The organism is Anoxynatronum sibiricum (genome assembly GCF_039414295.1).
In the GTDB taxonomy this organism is placed as follows: domain Bacteria; phylum Bacillota; class Clostridia; order Peptostreptococcales; family Tindalliaceae; genus Anoxynatronum; species Anoxynatronum sibiricum.
This window is the reverse complement of record NZ_JBCITM010000017.1, coordinates 1-23123: the sequence shown is the minus strand read 5'-3', so window position 1 is coordinate 23123 and position 23123 is coordinate 1. Positions and strand designations below refer to the sequence as shown.

Genomic DNA, 23123 nt, shown 5'->3' with positions numbered 1-23123 from the left:
GTGTCCCTCAAACACCCCCACACCTGACTGGTTACATCATTTCATTTGTCAACCGTTGAATTTCTTCCAGCACCTGATCCACATAATCGGCTCCAATATCGCCTTTGAACTTGTCGATGGTGGAACTGGTGACTTGCTGGAAGGCTTGCAGTTCTTCCAGAGTTAGCTCTGTCACCGTCATTCCCTGCTCTCGGAGACCTTCCACCATCTCATCAGCGTATTCTCTGCTGATTCTTCTTTGTTCTTCCTGGGCAACATAAGCTGCTTCCTGAACAATTTCTTTCAAATCCTCTGGCAGCTCATCCCAAAAAACCTTGCTCATGAGCAACACAAAGGGGCTGTATACATGGCCTGTTAAGGTGGTGTAATCCTGCACTTCTGAAAAGCTTTGCAGATAGATGGTGGATACCGGGTTTTCCTGACCATCCACGACGCCCTGCTGCATGGCTGTAAACAGTTCCCCAAAAGGCATGGGTGTTGGGTTGGCACCAAGCTCTCTGAAGAAGTCCAGGTGAATTTGATTTTCCATTGTTCTGATTTTCAGGCCCCGCAAATCTTCAGGAGTACGCACTTCTCTCACACTGTTGGTCAGGTGTCGATAACCGTTTTCCCAATAGGCCAGGCCTACTAAACCATGGTCTTCCAAACCGTCCAACAGCTCTTGTCCAAAGGCTCCATCCAGAAAGGCAGATGCCACTTCTTCACTTGGGAAGAGAAAGGGAAGGTCAAAGACCATGTTCCGCTTATCAATGGAGCTAATGGGTGCAGAAGAAGGACATGTGATCTCCTGGCTTCCCATCTGCAGGGCTTCCATCATTTGAATGTCATCTCCCAGCTGACTGCTGTGAAAAAGCTGCATTTCAATACGACCATTACTTTCTCTTTCTATGTACTCTTTCATAATTTCCAGACCCAAATACTGAGGATGCTGGTCGTTCAGTCCAATGCCCGCTCGAATGAGATACGTTTTTTCTGGTTCAGCTGCTGCGGCACCACCGGTTTCCTGCTCGCTTGGTTGAGCAGGGGTACTGCCACAACCTGCCAGTAACAATACTGCCACCAGTAACAATGCCATGGTTTTTTTCAAATGCTTCATGTGTAATCCTCCTTTGTTTTTATATAATGGCCTGACAGCGTTCCGAATGCCTTCTCCCCTGACACCTTAACATCCTTTGATGATGAATGTTTCCAGGCGCTTCGCTGCCCAGCATCATTACTAACCTCATCGGTCCCTCTTTGATTCCACGGCTTCCGTCACTGCATAACATCTTTTTTTTGTAAAAAACTTCCTGTTCATGGGGCATCTGCCAATGGCCTGCGCCAGCCATTTTCTGCCCTGCTTGTTCTTTTAGCTGTTTGCAGCGCTTTCCTGTTCCTACTCCTGCTCCTGTTTCTGTTTCTGTTCATCTTGTTGATCCTGTTGATCTTTGATTGCCTGAATCTCTCGCCTGGTTCTTTGTATGTGGCGCTTCATAAAGAGTTCAGCCAGCTCAGGATCTCTGTTCCTAATGGATTCAAGAATCTTTTGATGCTCCTCCACACCCCGGGCCGGGCCCAGATACCGATTAAATTCTTCTTGAAGGAACTTCCAAATATCCGTCAGCAAGCTGTTCACTTTAATCATCAAGGTATTATTGGTTCCCTGAGCAATTTCCATATGAAACTGATAGTCTGCTTCTGCAAACTCGGCTGACTTGTTGTTATGCTGACACATGGTCTGGTAGTTTTCTTCCAGCGCCCGAATGGTGGCTTCTTCACACCTTTCAGCGCAAAGTCTTGCGCAGGATGCTTCGATCATCTCTCTGAACTCAAGTACATCCATCAAGTTGTCTTTGTTTAAAAGGATCATGGGAATTAATCCATTCAAGTAGCTGGATGTGGACAGTTCATTGACAAAAGTGCCCCCGCCCTGCTTTTTTGTCAGGACATCCAATGCCACCATTTTCTCAATGGCTTCTCGAACCGAGATACGGCTGGCACCCAGCTTCTGTGATAACTGGTTCTCTGATTCTATTTTGGTCCCAGGTGTCCACTCCTGACTTAATATTTTTTGCTCAATATATCTGTAAACGTTTTCACTTGGGCGACTTCCCGCTTTTTTTGGAGCTTGTTCCAAGACAATTCTCCTTTCTCGACGCTATTAACCAATGCGCGTTAGCAGACTTCAATGACTCCTTTTACTAAACTGCCTAACTTGTATGTCAACTTTCTTGTTTTTGTCATTTTAACTTGTTTTCATTCCGCTGTCAACAGTTTATTAAAATATTTCATAACCCGCACACTCGTTGTTGAGCGTGGATTCCACTCTTATAATTTTTATTATTGCCTTAAAATGCAGTTTTACAACTTGTATGATGTCTTTGTTTTTTATGTGCCTGTGCTCTATCTGTGTCAGTTGCCCTGACCAAAGCTCTTTGCCTTCAAAATCAAACTGACAGCCCCTTTTGGGCTGCCAGTTTCTTATATGCTTCTCTGATGCTTTGTCTTTCGTTTCACCTATACTCCTTTATGCTCCTCCTTTATGCTCCTTTGAACGTTTTTCAATGATTCCTTTCATTTTCATCAGATGCCCCTCGCTGCCTTTGCCGATTTCCTGCCTGCGAATACGCTGGTTTCGTTTAAGGTGATTCGCCCTATATCTTAAAGACTTTCAGAGATTCTTGAAGTTCCAGTGAAAGTTCTGACAAGTTCTGGGTGGCACTGGCAATTTCTTCCATCCCTGCTGTTTGTTCTTCCACAGATGCCGATGCTTCTTCAGTGCTGGCAGCATTTTCTTCTGCGATGGCCGCTAATCCTTGTACCAACTCCATCACTTGATTTTTTTTGTCTTCCATTTCAACACTGGACTTATTCAAAAGCTGCATGGATGTATCAAGTTCTTTCAGAGCTTCATCAATGCCATCAAACTGCCGGCTGGTACCTTGTATGCCTGCTTCTTGCTCCTTGACGATCATAGCCACTTTCTTCATGGTTTCTACAGCCTCTTCTGTTGCACCTGCCAACTCTTCGATAACTTTTTCAATATCATCTGTGAAACGGCTGGTTTGCTCTGCCAACTTCCGAATTTCATCAGCCACCACCGCAAAGCCTCTGCCTGCTTCTCCGGCTCTGGCGGACTCAATGGCTGCATTCAAGGCCAGTAGATTGGTTTGATCTGCGATGCTCTTGATCATGGCACTGGCATTTCTGATCTGCTGTGCACTCTCATTGGTTTTCACAATGACTTCACTTACATTCTGGGCTGCTTCTCCACTTTCATGTGTTTTCTCAATGACATCCTTCAGGGAGATGCGTCCTGCATCTTTCAGTTCATTCACTTTTTGAGCCAACTCCGTTGCCTGAAGTGTCAACTCATGATTGCCGGCAATTTGCTGCCCCAAGTTACTGGCAGTTGACATGCCTTTTTCCGTATCATTGGCTTGGTCTGTTGCTCCCCTTGCTATTTCAGTAATGGTGGCTGCCACATCCTCCACGGCCCTCGCTGTTTCTCCCGCCATACTTGTCAGCTGTTGAGCTGTTGAAGCCACCTGATTGCCCATCAAGTGAGTTTTATGAAGAAAACTGTTCACATTCTCCTGCATATGAAACAAAGAACGCACCATAACGCCTAACTCATCCTTGCGTTCTTTATAGTCGATGGCTTTCAAAGAATCATCCTGGCTAAAATCCAACTTGCCCTGTTTTTCAATCATCACCGTCACTGCTTTCAACGGGCTGACAACCACCTTTTGGCTGATGCCGATGATCAGAAGAATGGCTGCTGCACCACCTATGATCGTCACCAACATAATCCTTCCCAAGCTGTCTCTCAGAATTTGGTTAACCCGGGCATCATCAACAGAAACGCCAATGTTTAATGCGCCAATGTGTTCACCATTTCGGTAAATTGGCGTAAGTACATCCAACACCAGAGAGTCTGTTACGGAGTAGTGAAAGTAGTCCGAGTATTCCTGACCATCTCTCGCTGCGGCAATGCTTCCTGCATCATCTAGCTGGATACCGATGCGGTCCCGATTGTTATGGGCTGTAATGGTAACATCCCGATCAATGAACAATGCATAGGCCAAGTCATTTTCGCTGAAGACTTTATCGACAAATCCCTGCACATCGCTTTCATCCAACAGTTCACTATACACATTTACCAGCTTCAGATCAGATATCTGCCACTGATTAAGCACCTCCTGTCGAATCACGTTCCTGGTCACCAGCCCTGATGCTGTGAAAATCAATATCAGCACAAAGACTATGGGTACTGCTGTTTTAAAAGTGATTGATTCAGTCCATTTTTTTGTCATATTTGCCACCCCTTTTTTAATTTATCACACCATTTATCTCTCTTTTGTCAAACATGTTATCTCTCTTTATCAAACATGATCAAGCGCGCAAATTATCTGGCAACTATCATCATCTCTTGCCATTGGCACTCACCACCTTTAATAATTCTTCCAGCGGCATTGGCCGATGGTAATAGTACCCCTGAATTTTGTCGCACTGGAAGTCTTTAAGCCAATCCACTTCTTCTTTTTTCTCAACACCTTCTGCCACCACATTTTTCCCGAGAACGTGAGCCATATGAATCATAGTACTGACAATTTCCCGAGACTTTTTATCTGTCATTTTTCGGATAAAGCTCTTGTCAATCTTCAGTTCTTGCACAGGCAGCTGCTGAAGGTAGCTCATGGATGAAAATCCTGTTCCAAAATCATCCAGGGACAACTCACATCCCATGGCATTAAGTTGCTTTAATCGATGGATTGTTTCATTCACATTGGCCATAGTGACGCTCTCAGTTACTTCAAACCTGAAACACGAAGGTGATACTTTCATGTTTTGGCAGGTTTCATGAAATCGTTCTATAAAGTCTGGATGATGGAGTTGATCTAAAGACAGATTCACCGATACCCGTATCTGTTTCAACAAGGTGTTCTCCCAATAATGAATATCCCTGCAAATCTGTCCAATAGACCACCAGCCCAATGCCACAATTTCACCGGATTCCTCTGCCACAGGGATGAACACCGCAGGTGAAACCATGCCCTTTTGAGGGTGCTCCCACCTCAGGAGCGCTTCCAGTCCCATAATCGATTCATCCCTTGCAGAAACAATAGGTTGGTAATGGACCTTCAGCTCATTTCGAAATATCGCTTTACGAAGATCCACCTCCACCTCCATCCGCTGCCATAACCGCTGATGCATTTCATTGGAATACCATTCCACTTGGTGGCGCCCTTTGCCTTTGGCCAGATACATGGCCGCTTCTGCACTGGCAAACATGGTGTCTTCATCCACTGCATCTGCGGGATAGAAGGAGATGCCAATTCCGGCACTAATATACACCTGTACTCCCAATACCCGACGAGGCGCCCGCATGATCTCGTTAATGCTTTCCGCCAGTTCCGTCACCCCATGTCGGTTTCTGATTCCAGGCACACAAATGGAAAACTCATCACCTCCTGTACGCGCCAGAAATCCCTGTTCCGGCAACACGTGCTTCATATCTTTCGCTAAGTTTTTCAACAATTCGTCACCCACATGGTGTCCATACATATCGTTGATACTTTTGAAGTTGTCTAAGTCCATCAACAGAAAGGCCACTTCTTCCTCTATGGGATCAATTTCATTTATTATCTTTGTCATAAACGCTTTCATGGCTTTCAAGTTGGGAAGCGTCGTCAGGTCATCATGGAACGCCATATGCTTTAACTGTTCTTTTTTTTCGAGCAGGGTTTGTTGCTGTATTTTCATTTGATCCAACTGATCACCCATCACCGCCTCCATTGCTTTGATTTGTTCATAGGCCCCCTGGAGTTCCATCATCTTTTGATGTTTTCCCCAGTATCTGGCTACCATAAGTGTCATTAGGATCCCCATAGCAGCCAACAGCCTCTGACTTCTTGTCTGGCGCTGTTGCTGAGCAATTAAATAGGGTGACGGTTGGTGTATATATTGACGATAAAGCGTTTCATATCTTCCATTTTTAATTAGCACCTCAAGTCCTTCGTTGATTGCTGCCTGAAGATCTGGTCGATCCCTTCGAATGCCGTAGTGATACTCTTTCAATACAATGGCGGGCGCCACTGGTTTCACCTCTCCCTGAAACCCTGCTGCAATTGCATAATGTCGAAGAGTTTGTGTTTCCCCAAAAATAAGATCGATGTCACCTCTTGCCAGCGCCTGAACTGCGTCCGAAAGATTTGAGTAAAAGACCTTTTCCACCTGACCATAAAGATCTTCCAAAATCTCTGCATCTTCATGAGCCAGCCCCACTCCAATCCGATAATTTGCCATGTCTTCCACTGAAAAGTTCACCCGATCCTGAAATCCAAAAAATGTATTCTCGATGGTGGCAATGGGTTTTGAAAACAGGAGAAACTCACTACGCTCTTCTGTTTTCATCAAGGAGCTTATGATATCAATCTCCCGATTTTCTATGGTGCTGAGGGCTTGGGACCATTCCATCCCTTCCATTGACAAAGGAACTGAGATTTCCCTGAAAATTTCCCGTAGAAGCGTGACATCAAACCCCTTTAAAGCGCCTTCACTTTCATACGACCAGGGGGGATACTCTCTGTCAGCCCCATAAAAAACCCGTTCTTCTTGAGACATGCCTGAGGTTAGCAGAGGAAGTCCCATTGCCAAAATCATTCCTCCAATAACTGCTTTCAGCACAGTGGTTTTCAGCATGGTCCTCATGAGTTCTCCCCCTTTCTACCGGAAGTGCCGACCACTACCTCTTCACCCATCTTCAGCTGCTTTTATGTACATATGCTTGTGATGTTTACAGCTTCTGAGTCAAATGAGATATTTCTTTCAGCACTTGCTCATTGATTTGTTCAGTTTGCTTCTTCTGGTTTAGAAAAGTTGCTGATGACAGCGGGTGATTTGATCGAAGCATCATTTGCATTCCTACAATTTCGTCATGTAGCACTGGCACTTTGTAACCATCTGTCAGTCCTGCCATGGCATGCAGCACCTGCTGTACCCGATCTCTATCCATCTGCTGAACAGCTTCTCCCATCTGGGCAAACAGACAGCTCAAATTTTCTGCAAAAGACAGGTAAAGCTCACGGGCTCTTTTCTCGCTTATTTCTGTTTCGTCCAGAAACTGCTGGTATTCGATGAGTCTACGATGATGTTCCATCTCTATCGCCCCTTCTTTGCTTTTCTTAATCTACTTTTACACCTCTTTGATTCCTGTGAAACGCTTGAATCAATAGTCGTGAAGGCCTCACCATTGGTAAACCGTCCACTTCTTCCCAATGGGAAGTCGCGTGAAATATTCACTTTTTTGTCAAGTATGACGAGCGTCTCCTTCGAGGTTTCTGAACGCGCCTTTATGAAATGATTTCAAGAAAAAACGGCGCCAACGGCACCGTTTTGAATATGATTCATTTTGGTTGATTTTCTTCTCGAAGTAAAGCAGCTTGTTTTAACCAGTGCTTCAACGTCTTCATTTTAATAGGTTTTTCCATAATGCCTGCCACGCCAGCCTTCAAACATGCTTTCTTTTCTTCAGGCATCACCACTGCGGTCATTGCCACAATCAAGGGCTTTTTTTCAGCACTTCCTTCCTGAATGCGGCGCGTGGCTTCATCGCCATTCACATATGGCATTTGCCAATCCATAAATATCAGATCAAACGCCTTACCCTCACAAGCCTTGATTGCTTCTTCTCCGTTGGCGACCGTTGTCGCCTTATACCCGCTGATATGCAGCATTTCCAACACCAGCTCCCGGTTTCCCTCCTGGTCTTCTGCCACCAGAATTTCCAGGGGAACCGGCACCTCCTGAAGACTTTCATCACCCTCTCGAAATGCAGTACTCTTCTCCTCCGCTTTTTTGCCATTGGTCCGTTGCATCTTCAGAAGGCTTGCGATGACTTCTGATCGTTTCAAGGGTGTCCCCATCACCGCATCATAACGCTGCCAATGAACTATCTGACCCTGCTCAGCGTCATTCATCCGATCCATCATACTGAAACTGTGATGAAGACAGCAGGGCGTTTGGCTGATTGACGGTATTTTTCGAATGATATCCACAAAATCATCGCTGGTCATTCCTTTCAGCTTTTCTGCCATAATGACACCCTGGTAAAGGGTTTGTGTCTCCTCTTGGTTCATCAGCACCTTCAGTGCCTGTTCCACTTCTTCCACGCTGGTTACATGACATCCCAGCTTCTCGAGGATCGTTGTCATCCCATGACCTTCACCAGAGGAAAGATTCACCAGTAAAAAGTGACTTCCTTTTAGTTGCTCATCATCCTTAAGCAGCGTCGTTGTGTCACTGATGATTTCAACAGGTATGGTTACGGTTATGGTGGTGCCAATATCCGGCTTGCTTTCCACACGTATGTTCCCCTGCATCAAACTCACCAGTTCATTCACAATGGTCATTCCCAGACCCGTACCGCCATAGCGCCTCGTAAAGGAGGCCTCCGCCTGAATGAAAGGTTCAAAAAGAGTGCGTTGGACTTCATCTGTCATTCCAATGCCTGTGTCTTGTACCTGTATGATGAACTGCTTTCCCACAGCACCCCCCAGTATCTTCACCTCTGATTCGGTTTCCTCAATCATCGATCTGATACGCACTCGTCCATTTTCCGTGAACTTAATGGCATTGCTGAGCATGTTGGAAATAATTTGCCTGATGCGAACGGGATCGCCTTTAATCTGAGTATGTAGCGATGGTAACAACATCTTTTCTATTTCCAAACCCTTTTGCTGCGCTTGCTGTATATAAGGGACTGTTGCTGTATCAACGAGATCCATCAACTCTATGGTGACATGTTCCAATGTCAGTTTACCCGCTTCCATCTTGGAAATATCCAAAATATCATCAAGTATCCGGGTCAGGTTTTCAGATGATTGAGAGAGTTGGCTTACATAACGTTTTTGCCGGTTGTCAAGGGCTGTGTTCTCAAGAAGCTGTAATGCTCCCATCATTCCGTTGATGGGATTTCTGATTTCATGACTGGTTTTAGCCAGAAATCTGCTTTTCGTTTCATTGGCAGTTCGCGCTTCTTTGACTGCCCGTTGAGAGACAGCCTCAGCCATTTTTCTATCTGTAATTTCCCAAAGTGATCCCACCACTTCTTTATGATTACCTAAATCCTGCAGTACCCGCTGTTGATCGTATAACCACCTAATCCGCCCCCACTGATCAAAAACGCGGAACTCAACCTTGCCATCTCCTTTGCTTTTAACTTGTAGATAGTTTTCCAGGTCGTCGGGATGAATCCGCCGGCACCATTCGTCGTAACTGTTGATAAATGATGTATAGGAAGCACCCAGTACTGCTTCTATGTTAGGACTCACGTAACTGATGGTTACTTCTCCTTTTCCATTAATCCGATAAGCATAAATTACGGCTGGCGTGTTGGTAAGGAGTGTGTTCAAAAATAACTGGTGGGCACGAAGTTCCTGCTCCAAGTTCACCCGCCGGGTAATATCATGTCCGCATGATTGAAGTTCCACCACCTGACCGTTTTCACGCTTTGCCACCGTATCTGTCCACTGTTGCCAACGCCGATGTCCTCCCTGATCCAGAACCTGGTGTTCATAGGTGATTGTTTCACCTGTAGCTATCAGGTGCTTTATTTTTTCACGAACAGCCTGGTGCTGCTCTTGAGGAATCAATTGAAAAAAAGAACATCCCTGGAGCTCTTCTCTTTTTTTGCCAAATGCCCTGCAGTAGGCCTCATTGACGTAAACAAGCACTCCTTCCGCCGTAAAGCGGCAAATCATCTCTTGCTGTATGTTCAGAATGGCTGACAGCTGCTCATTGGTCTCATGGTAACGTTTCAAGACGATCTTTTTTCTTCGATTTTTTAGGGAAGGTTTATTCATGGGTGGCATTCTCCATTCTCAGGCGCAAAGCGTAAATAGCCAGTTGTGTTCGATCTTTTACACCTGCTTTTTTGATGATTTCTGTGATCTGATTCCGAATCCTGCCTTCTGACAGGTAAAGCTCACTGGCAATCTCGTCAGGCTGTTTTCCCTCTGCAAGACATTTAAGAACTGCCAGTTCCCGTTCTGTAAAGTCTTTTTCGGTCATTGTGCTTTTTATAGTGTCTGCTTTACCATGATCACCTGAAATCTGTTGCTGGCTATAGGCCTTTTGCTTCACCTGATTTCCCAGGACCTGCATCCCTGCAAACACACCTCTTACCGCCAACAGCAACTCTGACTTATGACTCTTTTTCAGCAAGTAGCCATCTGCTCCCTCTTGAAGCGCTTCCCTCACATCTTTCTCTTCTTCTGAGGCAGTCAAAATCAACACTTTCACGTCTGGCATCTCTGCCTTTATGATTGTCGTTGCCTCTATGCCTTCCAATTTAGGCATCCTAAGATCCATTAGCACCACATCCGGTTGGTGTTTCCTAACACACCCAATGACTTCCTCCCCATTGGAGGCCCGGGCAACGACCTCCATATCCGGCACATGTGCCAGCATTTCTTCCAACAGTTCTGCCAATAACTCCTGGTCTTCAGCAATGACTATTCGAATCATTAATCGCACTCCCTTTATTTAAACAACATGCATCCAGTTGTTACTGCATCATAACTGGCATCCTATAGGTTCTATTTAGTTCTATTTTTTGTTTAGTATATACCCTCTGTCAAAGAGTCTACACCTCATGATTGCCTTCCGGCAAGAAGATGGAACTGGCTTAATATTCGCATTTGTTCACTGAATCACAAACGGCTATCCTCCATCTTCTTTTGTCAAATTACAAAAACCCCGCTCCGCGTTGGGTATTCAACAACGCGGAGCGGGGTTGCCTTAAGATGATCCTATGATCGTCAGCATATGAGTTCTTGCAGTTTCCTCAAACAGCATATAAGACAGGGTCACACATCAAGTGGTGATGGGGATGTCTGTCTTGTCTTGTTGATGATCATCACTTGAAATGCCTTCCTGCGGCGATACCCGCCCGGTGGCAGAAATCACCTTGCGGGGTTTGGTGCCTTCGCTGGGGCCCACGTAGCCCTTTTCTTCCATTTCATCAATGAGCCGGGCGGCCCGGTTGAAGCCCATGCGCAGCTTTCGCTGGAGCATGGAGATGGAAATCTGCTGCTGTTCGAAGGCCAGCCGCAGGGCCTGTTCAAACACTTCCTCTGACTCTGTTTCAGACTCTTCCTCCGGTTCCATGGCGGCGGTGCGCATTTCTTCCTGAAGGGCTTCTTCCAGCTGGTTTCCGCTTTCATACTGGCGCAGGTGGTTGACGGTATCCATCACCTCGTCGTCGGTGAGGAAGGCTCCCTGCACCCGCATGGGCTGGCTGGCTCCTGTGGGGTAAAAAAGCATGTCGCCCCGGCCCAAAAGCTTCTCAGCCCCGGCCATGTCCAGAATGGTACGAGAGTCAATTTGGGAGGCCACGGAGAAGGCGATCCGGGAGGGGATGTTGGCCTTGATGAGGCCGGTGATCACGTCCACCGAGGGACGCTGGGTGGCAATTACCAGGTGAATGCCAGCGGCCCGGGCCATCTGGGCCAGGCGGCAGATGGAATCCTCCACCTCCCGGGCGGCCACCATCATCAGATCTGCCAGCTCATCGATGATGATCACCATCCAGTACATGGGGTCTTCCGGCGTTTTGTTGTTATAGCCGGCGATGTCACGCACCCCTTTTTCGGCGAAGGCCTGGTAACGGCCTTCCATTTCTTTCACGGCCCATTTCAGTGCGGCAGTGGCTTTTTTCGGATCTGACACCACGGGGGCCATGAGATGGGGAATGCCGTTGTAGCGATTCAGCTCCACCACCTTGGGGTCAATGAGGAGCAGTTTCACCTCATCGGGGTGAGCACTATAGAGAATGCTGAGGATCAGGGTGTTGATGCACACGCTTTTTCCCGAGCCGGTGGCACCGGCAATGAGCAGGTGAGGTGCCTTGGCGAGGTCAAAAACCACTGCTTCTCCGGCGATGTTTTTCCCCAGGGCAAAGGGCAGGGGAGAAAGAAACTGGTGATAAAGAGGTGATTCCACCATCTCACGGAAAGAGACCATGGCGGTTTCTTCATTGGGCAGTTCAATACCAATGGCGGCTTTTCCGGGAATGGGGGCCTCAATTCGGATGGTGCGGGCCGCCATGTTCAGGGCGATGTCGTCGCTGAGTCCGGTGATTTTACTCACCTTCACCCCCCGTTCCGGCTGCAGTTCAAACCGGGTGATGGCGGGCCCCCGGGTCACATGGTTCACCTTGGCTTTCACGCCGAAGCTCTCCAGGGTTTCTTCCAGTAAAATGGCCTGTTCCAACAGAGCTTCTTCATCGGTTTCCGGGGCGGCATCCTCCGACCGCTGCAACAGATACAGGGGTGGCTGGCGGTAGGGGCGGGGAGGCTGGGCATCGCTTTCAATGATCTGTTGCCTCAAATTGCCCGCCGCCTGAGCCGGCACAGAGGTTTCCCGCGACGGTGGTGCTTCCTGAGAAGCTTGCGAAGCGGATTGTTGAAAGGGTTGCCGGGTGGACTGCTGGGGTTCCGTACCCGCAGATTTCATGGATTCAGCAGCATCAGCCTTTGAAGAATCTGGTGATGAAGCCTGATGGTATGCTGGTTTGAAACTGGTTTTCCCTGAGAAGGTAATGGTTTGCCGAAGCAGGGTCTCTGGTGAGGTCGGCTCATCGGGCAAAGAATCCTTTTCAGGAGAGATTGCGCGCTCATTATCAGCCTTCTCAGCGCCATTTTTTTCTTTGATACCCTTCTCTTCAAAGGAAGCTTCTTCTCCGGCAGAAAGATTTTCTTTTACCTCATATGCTTTCTCTGCCGGCGGGACGTTTTGCGATTGCTGAGTTTCATATTTTTCTGGATACAGCACTTTCAACTCTTGATGAATATGCCGTTCCCGGGCTTCCCGGGCCAGTTGTTCCCGTTTTTCAGCTTCCATTTGTTTGCGGCTTTCTTCAATCCGGGTGTTCAGCTGCCGCAGATGTGCCTGCCAGGATTCTTCAGATGTAGTTGCCTCCCTGGCGGATGAACCAGTTGCAGTACTCTGTCCTTCCAACGGCTGCTGCCGTTCTGTCTCAGGGTCGTAGGCCGGCAGGGGACGGGGAGCTGTGTCGAAGGGCAGGGAGATTTCCCGTCGGGTGCTTGCCGTGTTGCGTGTTCTTTCGCCTGTTTCATAAAGCGGTTCCAGCATTGGCGGGCTCTTTGTCTGTCCGTCGGATTCGCCAGGTTTTCCTCTTCGGTCTGCAGAAACTGTTCTCCTGCGGGTAGGCTGCAGCTTTCGGCGCTGCTGCTGTCGTTGCCGTGATGACCGGTGCCGCCGCAGGCTGCCCATTAACCGCACTGCTGCCAGGAACAGCACCAGATTAATAAGCAGGGGCAGCCAGAACCCGGATAAACGCCAGAAGATCAGCGCTGCCAGCACCCCATATCCCAGCCACAGGGGCAGGAATGATTGAATGAGACTTCGCTTTTTCATGGAAGTGCTGCGGGATGATGGTCGACCAGTGGAGGGTGTGCGGTTGTTTGTCATGAGGCGATCAAATCCTTTATCACTTCTCCGGCCAGTATCAGTCCGGCCACGGAGGGCACAAAGGACACACTGCCGGGAATGGCCCTGCGGGTGGTACAGGTACGGGAGGTACCCCCAGGGCAGACGCAGCTGCTGTGACAGCTGTTGCTTTCTTCTTCCAGAGGCTTCAGAGGTTCTTCCTGAGAATAAACGACTTTCAAGCCCGACACACCCCGGCGGCGCAACTCTTTGCGCATGACCTTCGCCAGGGGACAGTTGACGGTTTGATAGATATCGGCCACTTCAAAGCGGGTAGGGTCCAGCTTGTTGCCGGCTCCCATGGCACTGATCACGGGAATGCCTGCCGCCTGGGCCTTCACCACCAGGTCCAGCTTGGCAGATACGGTGTCGATGGCGTCAATGATATAGTCAATCTGCTGGCCCGGTGTCTGGTGAAAGGCCAGCACTTCTTCCCAGGCGAGCCCATTTTCAACGGGAGGTAAGCCGGCTCCCGAAGGAAGTTGCCCGTCAGACGCCCGTCCGGCAGGCTCTCCTTGAGGGGCGGTCTTTTCTGCCAGATAAAACCGCTGAAAGACTGCCACCGATGCCTTTGGATTGATCTCCAGAATGCGTTCCCGCATCACTTCCACCTTGGGTTTGCCGATGGTTTTTCGGGTGGCGTGAATTTGCCGGTTCAAATTGGTGAGGCATACCTGATCGTCGTCCACCAGCAGAAATTTCCCCACGCCGGAACGCACCAGACCCTCCACGGCAAAGGTTCCCACGCCGCCGATGCCAAAAATAGCCACCCGGCTGTTGCCAAGTTTTTCAAGCCCCTGCTTTCCCAGGAGCATTTCTGTTCTTGAAAACGCATGCAGCATTCTTTCACTTCCTCTTTCACAATTTCCATGATGCTTTTCCATGGCACCCTTTCCATGAAGTCGTCAGTCAGATGGCAATGGGCTTTCGTAAAATGAGCTTTCCTGATGGTTTTCATAAAATGCAGACGTTTGACCGAAGGGTTTGTTTCATTTATGGCGAATCTGGCACACCTGACGATTACAGTAAATGGTTGAACCCTATGAGATCACATTGAAGGAATCAGCTTGATCGATAGTGGATGAAGAACCGTCACATCAAATGTAGAACATGGGGCTGTTGTCGCTTTCCTTCCGGCGGGCTTCCTCAGCCAAATCTGCCAGGGTGACCTGTTCAAGTACGCTGGCAACAGCTTCATCGATGGGTTGCCACAAGGATTCACGGATCACCTGTTCAATGGTGTTTTCCGATTTTTCTTCCTCTTTGCCAAGTTCCTGCACAATGGCGTGAGTGCCTTCAACAGCTTGAAGCACCCGACTAACGGTCATTTTTTCCGGCGGCTCTGCCAGGGCATATCCACCCCGGGGGCCTTTGATGCTCTTCACGATACCGCCTTTGCGCAGAGCAGAAAAGACGTGCTCCAGATACTGTACTGATATCGCCTGCCGCCCGGCAATACTCGCCAGGGGCATAGGCTCACCTTGGGCATACAGCACCAGGTCAACCAGCGCCCGAAGTCCATAGCGGCCCTTTGTTGAAAGTTTCATGGTACCCCGCTCCTTTAAAAGGTTTTAGCGCTTTTTTTCTACTTATGATCTCATGAAGTCTTTGTTGGCAACGGATACCGCCAGTTTTTGATGCCCTGTCTTTCTTATAGATGACCCTTACAAATATACCGTTACCAAGCGCTCCTGTCAATGAAGAAAAACCCCTGATCTTAAGGATTTCAAGGCCTTAAGCGCTCAGAGGTTCAGTCATTGAGTTAGAAGATATTCAAGTCCCAATCCCGGGACAAGCTTTGTAGCAGCTTCCACCCTCCCAGGCTGTTACCCTTGGCATCCAGGGCAGGGCCCATGACACCGATGCCCATGTTTCTGGGAGAAACGGCCATGATGCCGCCGCCCACACCGCTTTTTCCCGGCATACCCACATCAACGGCAAACTCACCAGAACCATCGTACATGCCGCAGGTGGTCATCACTGCCTTGACAATTCGGGCGGTTTTGGCGTCAAAAAGGGTTTTGCCCGCGAGAGGAGCGAAGCCATCACAGGCCAGCACCGCTGCCATCACAGCAATGTCTTTGCAGGTAACCTCCAGGGAACAGAGCCTAAAGTAGGCATCCAGCAATTCTTCCACTTCTCCCTGAATGATGCCCGTGCTTTTCATGTAATAAGCCAGGGCTCGGTTCCGATCGCCGGTGCGTTTTTCTGACTGGTAAACCGCTTCATTCACCTGCAGGCTGTCGCGGCCTGTCATATCCGCCATCATTTGAAGAATGCGCTGGTATTTTGCTGCCATTGTCTCACCCTTCACCAGGGCGATGCTGGCAATGGCACCGGAGTTGATCATGGCGTTGAGAGGCCGGTGTTCGTTTTTGGTTTCCAGATTCACAATGGAGTTGAAACCATCTGCCGTGGGTGCCACACTGATGGTTTCCGTCAGCGTTTCATACGCATTGTCCAGTAAAACGCAAATAAAAGTGACCACCTTTGATATGCTTTGGATGGTGAAGGGTGCCTGCCAGTCGCCGGCATGCCATTGGCTTCCGTCAGCCTGACATACGCTGATCCCCAGCAGGTCTGGATGCTGCTTGCTTAACTCTGGAATGTAAGTGGCAACGGCTCCCTGCTCTGTCCAGCGGCGATGGGCTTTGATCAGTTTCTCAAGATGTGTCTGCATTCGTTCTCCTTCAACGTGATGATCCCATTTCATTCTTTCTGTCCCCTCTCCCCAAATCACGTCAGCTCACCATTGATGATGCGCTGACTTTCTCTTGTGCTTATCTTATCAATTCTGACAGGGAGATGAAACCCTTTCTTGATGCTTCCTTACTCGTTTTCCTGGAACAACGGGGTGGAAAGATAGCGTTCGCCGGTGTCGGGCAGAAGCACCACAATGGTTTTTCCTTTGTTTTCCGGGCGACGGGCCAGCTCTGCAGCGGCGAAGGCAGCAGCTCCAGAAGAAATACCCGCCAACAGTCCCTCGGTTTTCGCCAGTTTTCGGGCTGTTTCAAAGGCTTCGTCGTTCTTCACCCGCACTATTTCATCCAGCAGATCCATTTTCATCACTTTGGGAATAAACCCGGCACCAATACCCTGAATCTTATGGGGCCCGGGCTTGTCACCAGAAAGCACAGGAGAGTCGTCCGGCTCAACGGCCACCACCTTCAGCTGAGCATTTCGTTCTTTCAGCACCCCACCGGTACCGGTGACGGTGCCGCCGGTGCCAACCCCGGCCACAAAGAAATCCACCTGACCATCGGTATCCTGCCAGATTTCTTCTGCTGTGGTACGCCGGTGAACTGCCGGGTTGGCTTCGTTTTCAAACTGCATGGGCATAAAGGCTCCCGGGTTGGATGCCACCAGCTCTTTGGCGGTGGCAATGGCCCCATTCATCCCTTCAGGGCCGGGAGTGAGTACCAGTTCAGCTCCCAGTGCTTTCAGCATATTGCGTCGTTCCACACTCATAGTCTCCGGCATGGTGAGAATCAGCCGGTAGCCCCGGGCGGCTGCCACAAAGGCCAGTGCAATGCCTGTGTTGCCGCTGGTGGGTTCGATGATGGTACTGCCTTCTTTCAGCAGGCCTTTTTCTTCTGCATCCTGTACCATGGCCAGGCCAATGCGGTCTTTCACGCTGCCTCCGGGGTTAAAAGCCTCCAGCTTTGCCAGAATGCGCGCCTGGGCTCCTTCGCTTTTTCCAAAGCTTCTCAGTTCCAAGAGGGGGGTGTTGCCAATGAGATCTGTCAGGTTTTGTGCAATTTTCGCCATGAAATGGCCTCCTTCTTCTTTCTTGTTGACGACGCTGCCATTAAATCATATATAACCGATATGTTTTATGTGTTTAATTTACCATCTTTTTCATCGCCTGTCAACGCTTATTCCTCTTATCACGATCTTGTAACCGGCATCCCGATGAAAATAACAGTTATTTTACATGAATTGCTTTTTCGAAAGATTAAAGTCGGATATAATAGACCCATTGGATCACCCATGGCATTTCCATGCCCTGTGATGAATATCCCCTCCCGTTGCCGGCTTCGGTGCCAGTCACACGCTGGGGGCACTGCCTGTATCTGCCATGACTGATCCACCGCTGTCGATTACTCAGAATCCTTTACCCTACTACCCTTGAACGGAGAATGCCCTTTGATCAAGCCAACCCCCTCACACACCCTTTTTAGCGCGTTTGCAGGTGTCCGAACAGGAAAGAAACTCATTTCCCTCCTTCTGATCATCACGTTCTTTTTTACCAGTGCTCTTCCCGGTTTCGCAGCTGCCTATCCCATTGCCGAAGGCACCTACATACCACCCGCCAGAGAACGGCTGCCTCTGGAAGAAATGAGCCGGGATCTGGCGCCTCACTTGCGGCCTTGTGAGGAAATCGCTGCCGACATGGAGCACCTGCTGGCCACCGCCACTGCCGACCTTTACATGCACACCACCGAGGAGTACCAGGCGATGTACCAACTTCTCATAGAATTTTCCCAACTGATTGATGAGATTGTTCGGGTACAGGCATTGTCCAACTTGGACAATAGTATGAATCTCAGCGACGAAGCACAGCTTGCCTATTTTACCCAGGTGTCCACTGAATCAGCCGCCGCGAAAGAGGTCTTTTTTCATTTGGTACTGCAACTGATTGACTCCCCCTTCAACCAGTTGATGCGGGATGTGTTGGGTAACGCCTACGAAGCTTATGAGATTGACCCAGAGGCAAATGCCCGTTTTGAGCTGCAGGAACTGGAGCTAATCACACAGGTAACCGCTTTGAACAACAGCAGCATCACCATTGAGGTGGATGGCGACGACCTGTCGATGTCTGACATTTTTATTGCTTATGATACGTTAGACCCTGATGAATTTGATGCTCTTTACTGGGAAATTTCTGAAAAAAGGAATGCGCTGCGCGCCCCCCTTTACATTGAGTTGATCAACCTTCGAAATGCTTACGCCCACAGCCAGGGGTATGAAAACTATACCGATTTTTCCATGGAGCAGTACTATGGAAGGGATTTTTCAACTGAAGAAATGGTTCATACCCTACGCACCGCCACCGAAATGTTCAGTGAGCTGAAAAAAGAGATGGCATCACTTCAGGAAATGATCCCCTTTGAAAGCTGGTTGGATGATTCCCAGGAAAACGACTGGTATTACCAGTACCTGGAGGCCATCTGGGATCTTTTTGACCACACCCCCTTCGAAGCCCCGGTAAGAGACAGCATCGAGAGGAACCTGCTGGTAATCAATGATCATCCCGACGGGTATTTTGGAGCCTTCGCCATGTCCCTGATGTACCCTGGCGACGGAGTCATTTACATGATCAATGAAGGCTCTGCCATTGTGATGCTGTGGTCGTATATCCATGAACTGGGTCACCTGCTTGCTGATGTCTATGAGGCCTATGAAGGCACTCCCCTGCGGTCAGTTTTGAAGCACGATCGCTTCTATGTGGAGACCCTGGAAACTCATTCCACAGGTCTTGAAATGCTTCTCTTGTACCATGCCGGGGATTTGCTTCAGGAAGACGCCACTGCCGGCACTCTTTCGGTCTTAAACAATCAGCTGATGATTATGGTGGATGCTGCCATTGCCGCCGAGTTCGAAATCGCCGCTCATCAGATGCCTGCGGAAGATCTGACGGTGGAAAATCTCAACCGGCTCTATCGAGAGGTTGGAGAAGCTTATGGGATTGACTTTTATTTTGCAGACACAGATGTCTCTTTGGGCTGGTCAGACATCCCCCACTTTTTCGAAACGCCTCTTTATTATGCGTCCTATGGTTTGTCAGCACTGGCCGCCTTTGATTTTCTGTCCATCAGCGAAGCAGCTTATCAAGAAAACTTTGATAAATACACTCAGGTGATCCGTCTGGGAACCAACCTTTCTTTTCGGCAGATGCTGGAGGCCGCCAACGTCACAGATCCCTTCGTTGAAGAAAACCTGATTGGCATTTACGACCGTTTTTTTGAATACGTGGAGCACGTGCTCAATGAAGAGTTCCCTGATGCAGACGCAGATGAAATACTGCTGCAGGAAGCCAGCTGACCCGCTTTTTTCTCTCATAGAGACACCCGCAAAAACACCCGCCTGAGGCAGCTTCCTTTGATGGAAACGCCTTTCAGCGGGTGTTTTTTGTGACAGTAACCTGACTGCGTCAACATAACCCCCCCGGCGACGGTTCATCGCTGCCAGGGGGTCGTGTTTTCAAGGGTTTGTGGGCTATGGGTGAATGGATGAATGGGTGAAGGTTTCATTGCTTATGTGTTGTGTTGATGGTTTTATTCTTTCGCATTGATTTAGCGCGTTAAGGTGATGGCCTGGGTTTCAGGATGCCAGGTGACCTTCACTCCCAGGGCTTCGCTGATAAACCGCAGGGGCACAAAGGTGCGCCCGGGGGGCTGGATCACCGGTGAGGTTTCCAGTGTCAAGGGAAGACCGTTCACCAGAGCTTCTGTTGATCCAATAGTGAGAATAATTTCCGTATCGCCGCTGGTGATGATCACCTGCTGGGCTTCCGCCTTCCAGGTGACGGTGGCTCCCAGAGCTTCACTGATGAAACGCAGGGGCATCATGGTGCGGTGGCTCACTGGATCGATGTAGGGGGCGGCTTCCAGGGGGGTTGGTGTCCCGTTTACCTGGCTTTCGCCCTGGCCGATGGCGAGGCGGATGGTGACCGGAGGCCGTTGGCCTGTGATGCCGTCCGTCCCCTGGGTTTCACCGAGAGGAGTATCTCCCGTGTTGGTTGCTGCCGCTGGCGGCTGGTTACCGGCGGGTGGCGTGGTGCCGGTGCTGCCTCTGTCATTATTCCTGCCTGAACCGCCTGAAGAACCGCCTGAGCTTCCGCCGGTAGGAGCGCTGCTTCGGATGATGGTAATGTGATAAATCTTCTGGCTGCCATTCTCAGCCGTAACGGTCACTTCAAAGGGATTACTGCCCACTTTCAGGTTTTTGGTACCGGTTCCTGCCAGGGTAGCCTGGGTGTCTTCAGTGGTTGCCTGAAGTATGAGGGTGTCAATGGCATGTGCCACGGTGGCGGTGTACTGGTAATGGTCTTTTGCAAAAGCGGGAGTAAGGGTTCCCTTGCTTAGATTCAGGGTACCGAGGGCGGCGTTGCCGGATAAGGGGGCTCCCCGATGTACGCTGAGTGTGTAGGTTTCCAGATAGATCACTTCTGCATCGTTATCAGTGATCTGGTTCACAATCCTAAAGTCATTGGTTCCCTCCTGCAGGGGGATGTGCTGAAAGGGACTGGTCCCGGTACCGGCGGCATGGTGAAGGGTGATGGTGGCTGCTGCCGGTGCTGTGGGGTACAGGTGCAGGCTTGTCTGGTGGTGATTCACCTGGGCAGTGTAGTGACGCTGGTTTCCCTGAAAAGCGGGAGTAAGGGGCACTGGTGCGGGGGTTGCTTCAGCGGTGGTGAGGGCAAGACCTGTGAGCACAGCTTCGTTGGCCATGTTCAGGCTGTAGCTTCTGGTGAGCCGGTCTCCTGGCTGTATCACTGCTGATGTCTTCCCCTGATTCATGGAAAGGGTATGGTCTGTCGCTGGGGTTCGGGGAACAAAGAAGCCCACCACCCCGTCTTCATTGGTGGTACCGGCGATGCCGATGGGGTCAGCTGTGGAAAAAATGCTCAGGGGGGCGTTGGCCAAAGGGGTGCTTCCCTGCTTCATTTCCATTCGCAGGTAGGTGAGGTCATTGCCACTGCCGTCTCGAAGGATAAGGGTGCCTGAACCACCTGGACGCACACCCACAGGGGCGGCATTGCCACCACCGGTGGCCACCAGACTGGGGTGGTTTTCAATGACAATATGCCCGTTATTAAAACTCGCCTGATTCCTTATACCGAATCCGTCAAGACTGTTGATATCCTGGGCACTGCCTCCTGTAGCGGTGATACTGCCGCCGGTGAGTTGAATGGCAACACCAGAAATGCCGGCTCCTGCTTGACTCGAAGATCCCTGGGTGTCACCACCAACGGCGGTCACGGTGCCGCCACTGATGATAGTGGCGACGCTTTCCAAAATGCCGATTCCTGCGGCACTGCTATTCCCAGTGGTGCTGCCGCCCGTAGCAATCAATATGCCGCTGGTAACTGCGACCCTTCCATAGATGCCAGCTTCCGCATCACTGCTATTCCCAGTGGTGTTGCCAGCTGTGGCAGTCACTGCGCCGCCATTCATGGTGATATCTCCACAGATGCCGGACCCTGATATGCTACTATCCCCAGTGGTGTCACCCCCGGTGGCGGTCACTGCGCCGCCAGTGATGTCAACCGTTCCCCTTACGCCGTCAGCAGCACGACTCTCATTTCCGGTGGTACTGCCTCCGGTGGCAGTCACGGTGCCGCCACTGATGGTGACATTCCCCTGGATGCCCATTCCTGCAAAACTCAAATTCCTGGTGGTACTTCCCCCGGTGGCCGTCACGGTGCCGCCACCGATGGTGACATTCCCCCGGATGCCCACCCCTGCAGTACTCCAATCCCTGACGGTACTGCCTCCTGTGGCGGTCACAACACCACCAGTCAGATTGATAGCACCACCCTGCCCATCAATTCCAGCACCGCCATTGTTCGGCATACCAATAGCATCACCACCGCCGCCTCCCATGGCAGTAATGACGCCGCCTGTCAGGTTGATGGTACCTGAGCCATGAATGCCAGCACCACCATTACCACTCCCATAATCATCACCGTCACCACCAGCAACGGTGATAGTTCCATTTCCACCAATGGTAAGGGTGCTACCTGTTGGCACCTGTACACCAGCACCTCCCTCTCCACCTCGCAAGGTGTTGTTTCCTTCCAGGGTGAGGGTTACCGTGGCGTTGTTCTTCAATTTGAAGGCAGGGTTGGCTGAGGACATATGGATATTGATATTGATATTGACATCCCTCAGCGTGATGTTGGCTGTTACGCCATCTGCCACAATTTGATTGTTTCCAGAGCCGCTGATGCGGATGGTATCCACTGCATACACATGGCTGGTCACTGTATCTTGTTCCACGGCTATCATTCCCATGCATGGTGCAGTCCCCGGCCTGATGGTTATGGCACCGTCACCCATGTCAAAACTATGACTGGGTGTGGGCGGCGTGGCGGGTGTTGATCCCGATGGCGGTGGTTGAGAATCTGAACCAGAAGAACCTGAATCAGAAGTTGGTGGCGGTGGCGGTGGCGGCATCGGTGGCGGTAATTGGGAACCAGCTCCTGGTCCTTGCCCAAGTTGTGGATCTTGCCAAAGTGGTGGCTCTTGCCCATTGGCCAGTGCTGCCATGGGGGTGATGAGACTCATGATCATGGCCAGCATCATGATCCAGGCGATGCGTTTTTGCTGTTTCATTGTGTGTTCCTCCTTGATTGTAGGATGCTTCTCCATGGGTTGTCATCGAACAGTGATCAGATACCAACGGTGGACCTGGTTCTGGTTTTTGCTCCTGGAATTCCGTATCAATACCATTATATAGGCTGGTTATGTTTTTGACACTGTCCAAAGGGACAGTGTGAGGTTGTCGAAAAAGTCATGTTTTAGAGATGAAACATGGCTTTTTTGCGCTTAGAATCAGTTTTGAGGGGTGATATTGCTTTGAGAAAGGGTATTCCTATCCTCTATTATCAAGGATAGTGGCGA

The 23123-nt window shown here is 49.8% G+C and carries 14 protein-coding genes; 1 reads left to right on the top strand and 13 read right to left on the bottom strand.

Features of this window, described 5'->3' with window-relative positions; translation table 11 throughout:
• Window positions 1–31: 31 nt before the first annotated feature.
• The 12 genes from AAIG11_RS13770 to cysK all read right to left on the bottom strand — a co-directional run bounded on the left by AAIG11_RS13770 (window position 32) and on the right by cysK (window position 17262).
• Window positions 32–1096 carry a TRAP transporter substrate-binding protein gene (locus AAIG11_RS13770; protein WP_343186810.1) on the bottom strand — a complete coding sequence of 355 codons (1065 nt, stop codon included), beginning with the start codon at window positions 1094–1096 and terminating at the stop codon, window positions 32–34.
• A gap of 279 nt (window positions 1097–1375) precedes the next feature.
• Window positions 1376–2116, bottom strand: coding sequence for a FadR/GntR family transcriptional regulator (locus tag AAIG11_RS13765; RefSeq protein ID WP_343186809.1), 741 nt, complete (start codon window positions 2114–2116; stop codon window positions 1376–1378).
• Between the two features lie 517 nt (window positions 2117–2633).
• Complete coding sequence (locus AAIG11_RS13760) at window positions 2634–4295, bottom strand: methyl-accepting chemotaxis protein (protein WP_343186808.1); 1662 nt, start codon at window positions 4293–4295, stop codon at window positions 2634–2636.
• 109 nt (window positions 4296–4404) lie between these two features.
• Window positions 4405–6693: an EAL domain-containing protein gene (locus AAIG11_RS13755; protein WP_343186807.1), complete on the bottom strand. Its 2289-nt coding sequence runs from the start codon at window positions 6691–6693 to the stop codon at window positions 4405–4407.
• An 85-nt stretch (window positions 6694–6778) separates the two neighbouring features.
• Window positions 6779–7141 (bottom strand): hypothetical protein, encoded by a 363-nt coding sequence (locus AAIG11_RS13750; protein ID WP_343186806.1) that lies wholly within the window; start codon window positions 7139–7141, stop codon window positions 6779–6781.
• Between the two features lie 247 nt (window positions 7142–7388).
• Entirely contained in the window at window positions 7389–9845 is a 2457-nt protein-coding gene (locus AAIG11_RS13745) for an ATP-binding protein (protein WP_343186805.1), read from the bottom strand.
• Entirely contained in the window at window positions 9838–10509 is a 672-nt protein-coding gene (locus AAIG11_RS13740; protein ID WP_343186804.1) for a response regulator, read from the bottom strand. Before AAIG11_RS13740 ends, AAIG11_RS13745 begins: the two co-directional genes overlap by 8 nt.
• 348 nt (window positions 10510–10857) lie before the next feature.
• The gene (locus AAIG11_RS13735; protein ID WP_343186803.1) at window positions 10858–13476 is read right to left on the bottom strand and encodes a DNA translocase FtsK; all 2619 of its coding nucleotides are present in this window, start codon (window positions 13474–13476) and stop codon (window positions 10858–10860) included.
• Window positions 13473–14336 (bottom strand): tRNA threonylcarbamoyladenosine dehydratase, encoded by an 864-nt coding sequence (locus AAIG11_RS13730; RefSeq protein ID WP_343186802.1) that lies wholly within the window; start codon window positions 14334–14336, stop codon window positions 13473–13475. Before AAIG11_RS13730 ends, AAIG11_RS13735 begins: the two co-directional genes overlap by 4 nt.
• 255 nt (window positions 14337–14591) lie before the next feature.
• On the bottom strand, window positions 14592–15041 hold the full coding sequence (locus AAIG11_RS13725) for an RrF2 family transcriptional regulator (RefSeq protein ID WP_343186801.1): 450 nt from the start codon (window positions 15039–15041) through the stop codon (window positions 14592–14594).
• Between the two features lie 215 nt (window positions 15042–15256).
• On the bottom strand, window positions 15257–16174 hold the full coding sequence (gene glsA, locus AAIG11_RS13720; RefSeq protein WP_343186856.1) for a glutaminase A: 918 nt from the start codon (window positions 16172–16174) through the stop codon (window positions 15257–15259).
• A gap of 149 nt (window positions 16175–16323) precedes the next feature.
• Window positions 16324–17262 carry a cysteine synthase A gene (gene cysK, locus AAIG11_RS13715; RefSeq protein WP_343186800.1) on the bottom strand — a complete coding sequence of 313 codons (939 nt, stop codon included), beginning with the start codon at window positions 17260–17262 and terminating at the stop codon, window positions 16324–16326.
• Between the two features lie 378 nt (window positions 17263–17640).
• On the opposite strand from cysK, the gene AAIG11_RS13710 reads away from it, so the two are divergent.
• Window positions 17641–19539, top strand: a complete 1899-nt coding sequence (locus tag AAIG11_RS13710; RefSeq protein WP_343186799.1) for a gluzincin family metallopeptidase — start codon at window positions 17641–17643, stop codon at window positions 19537–19539.
• Between the two features lie 251 nt (window positions 19540–19790).
• Here the strand turns inward: AAIG11_RS13710 and AAIG11_RS13705 are convergent, their stop codons facing one another.
• Window positions 19791–22835, bottom strand: coding sequence for a stalk domain-containing protein (locus tag AAIG11_RS13705; protein WP_343186798.1), 3045 nt, complete (start codon window positions 22833–22835; stop codon window positions 19791–19793).
• Between the last annotated feature and the right edge of the window lie 288 nt (window positions 22836–23123).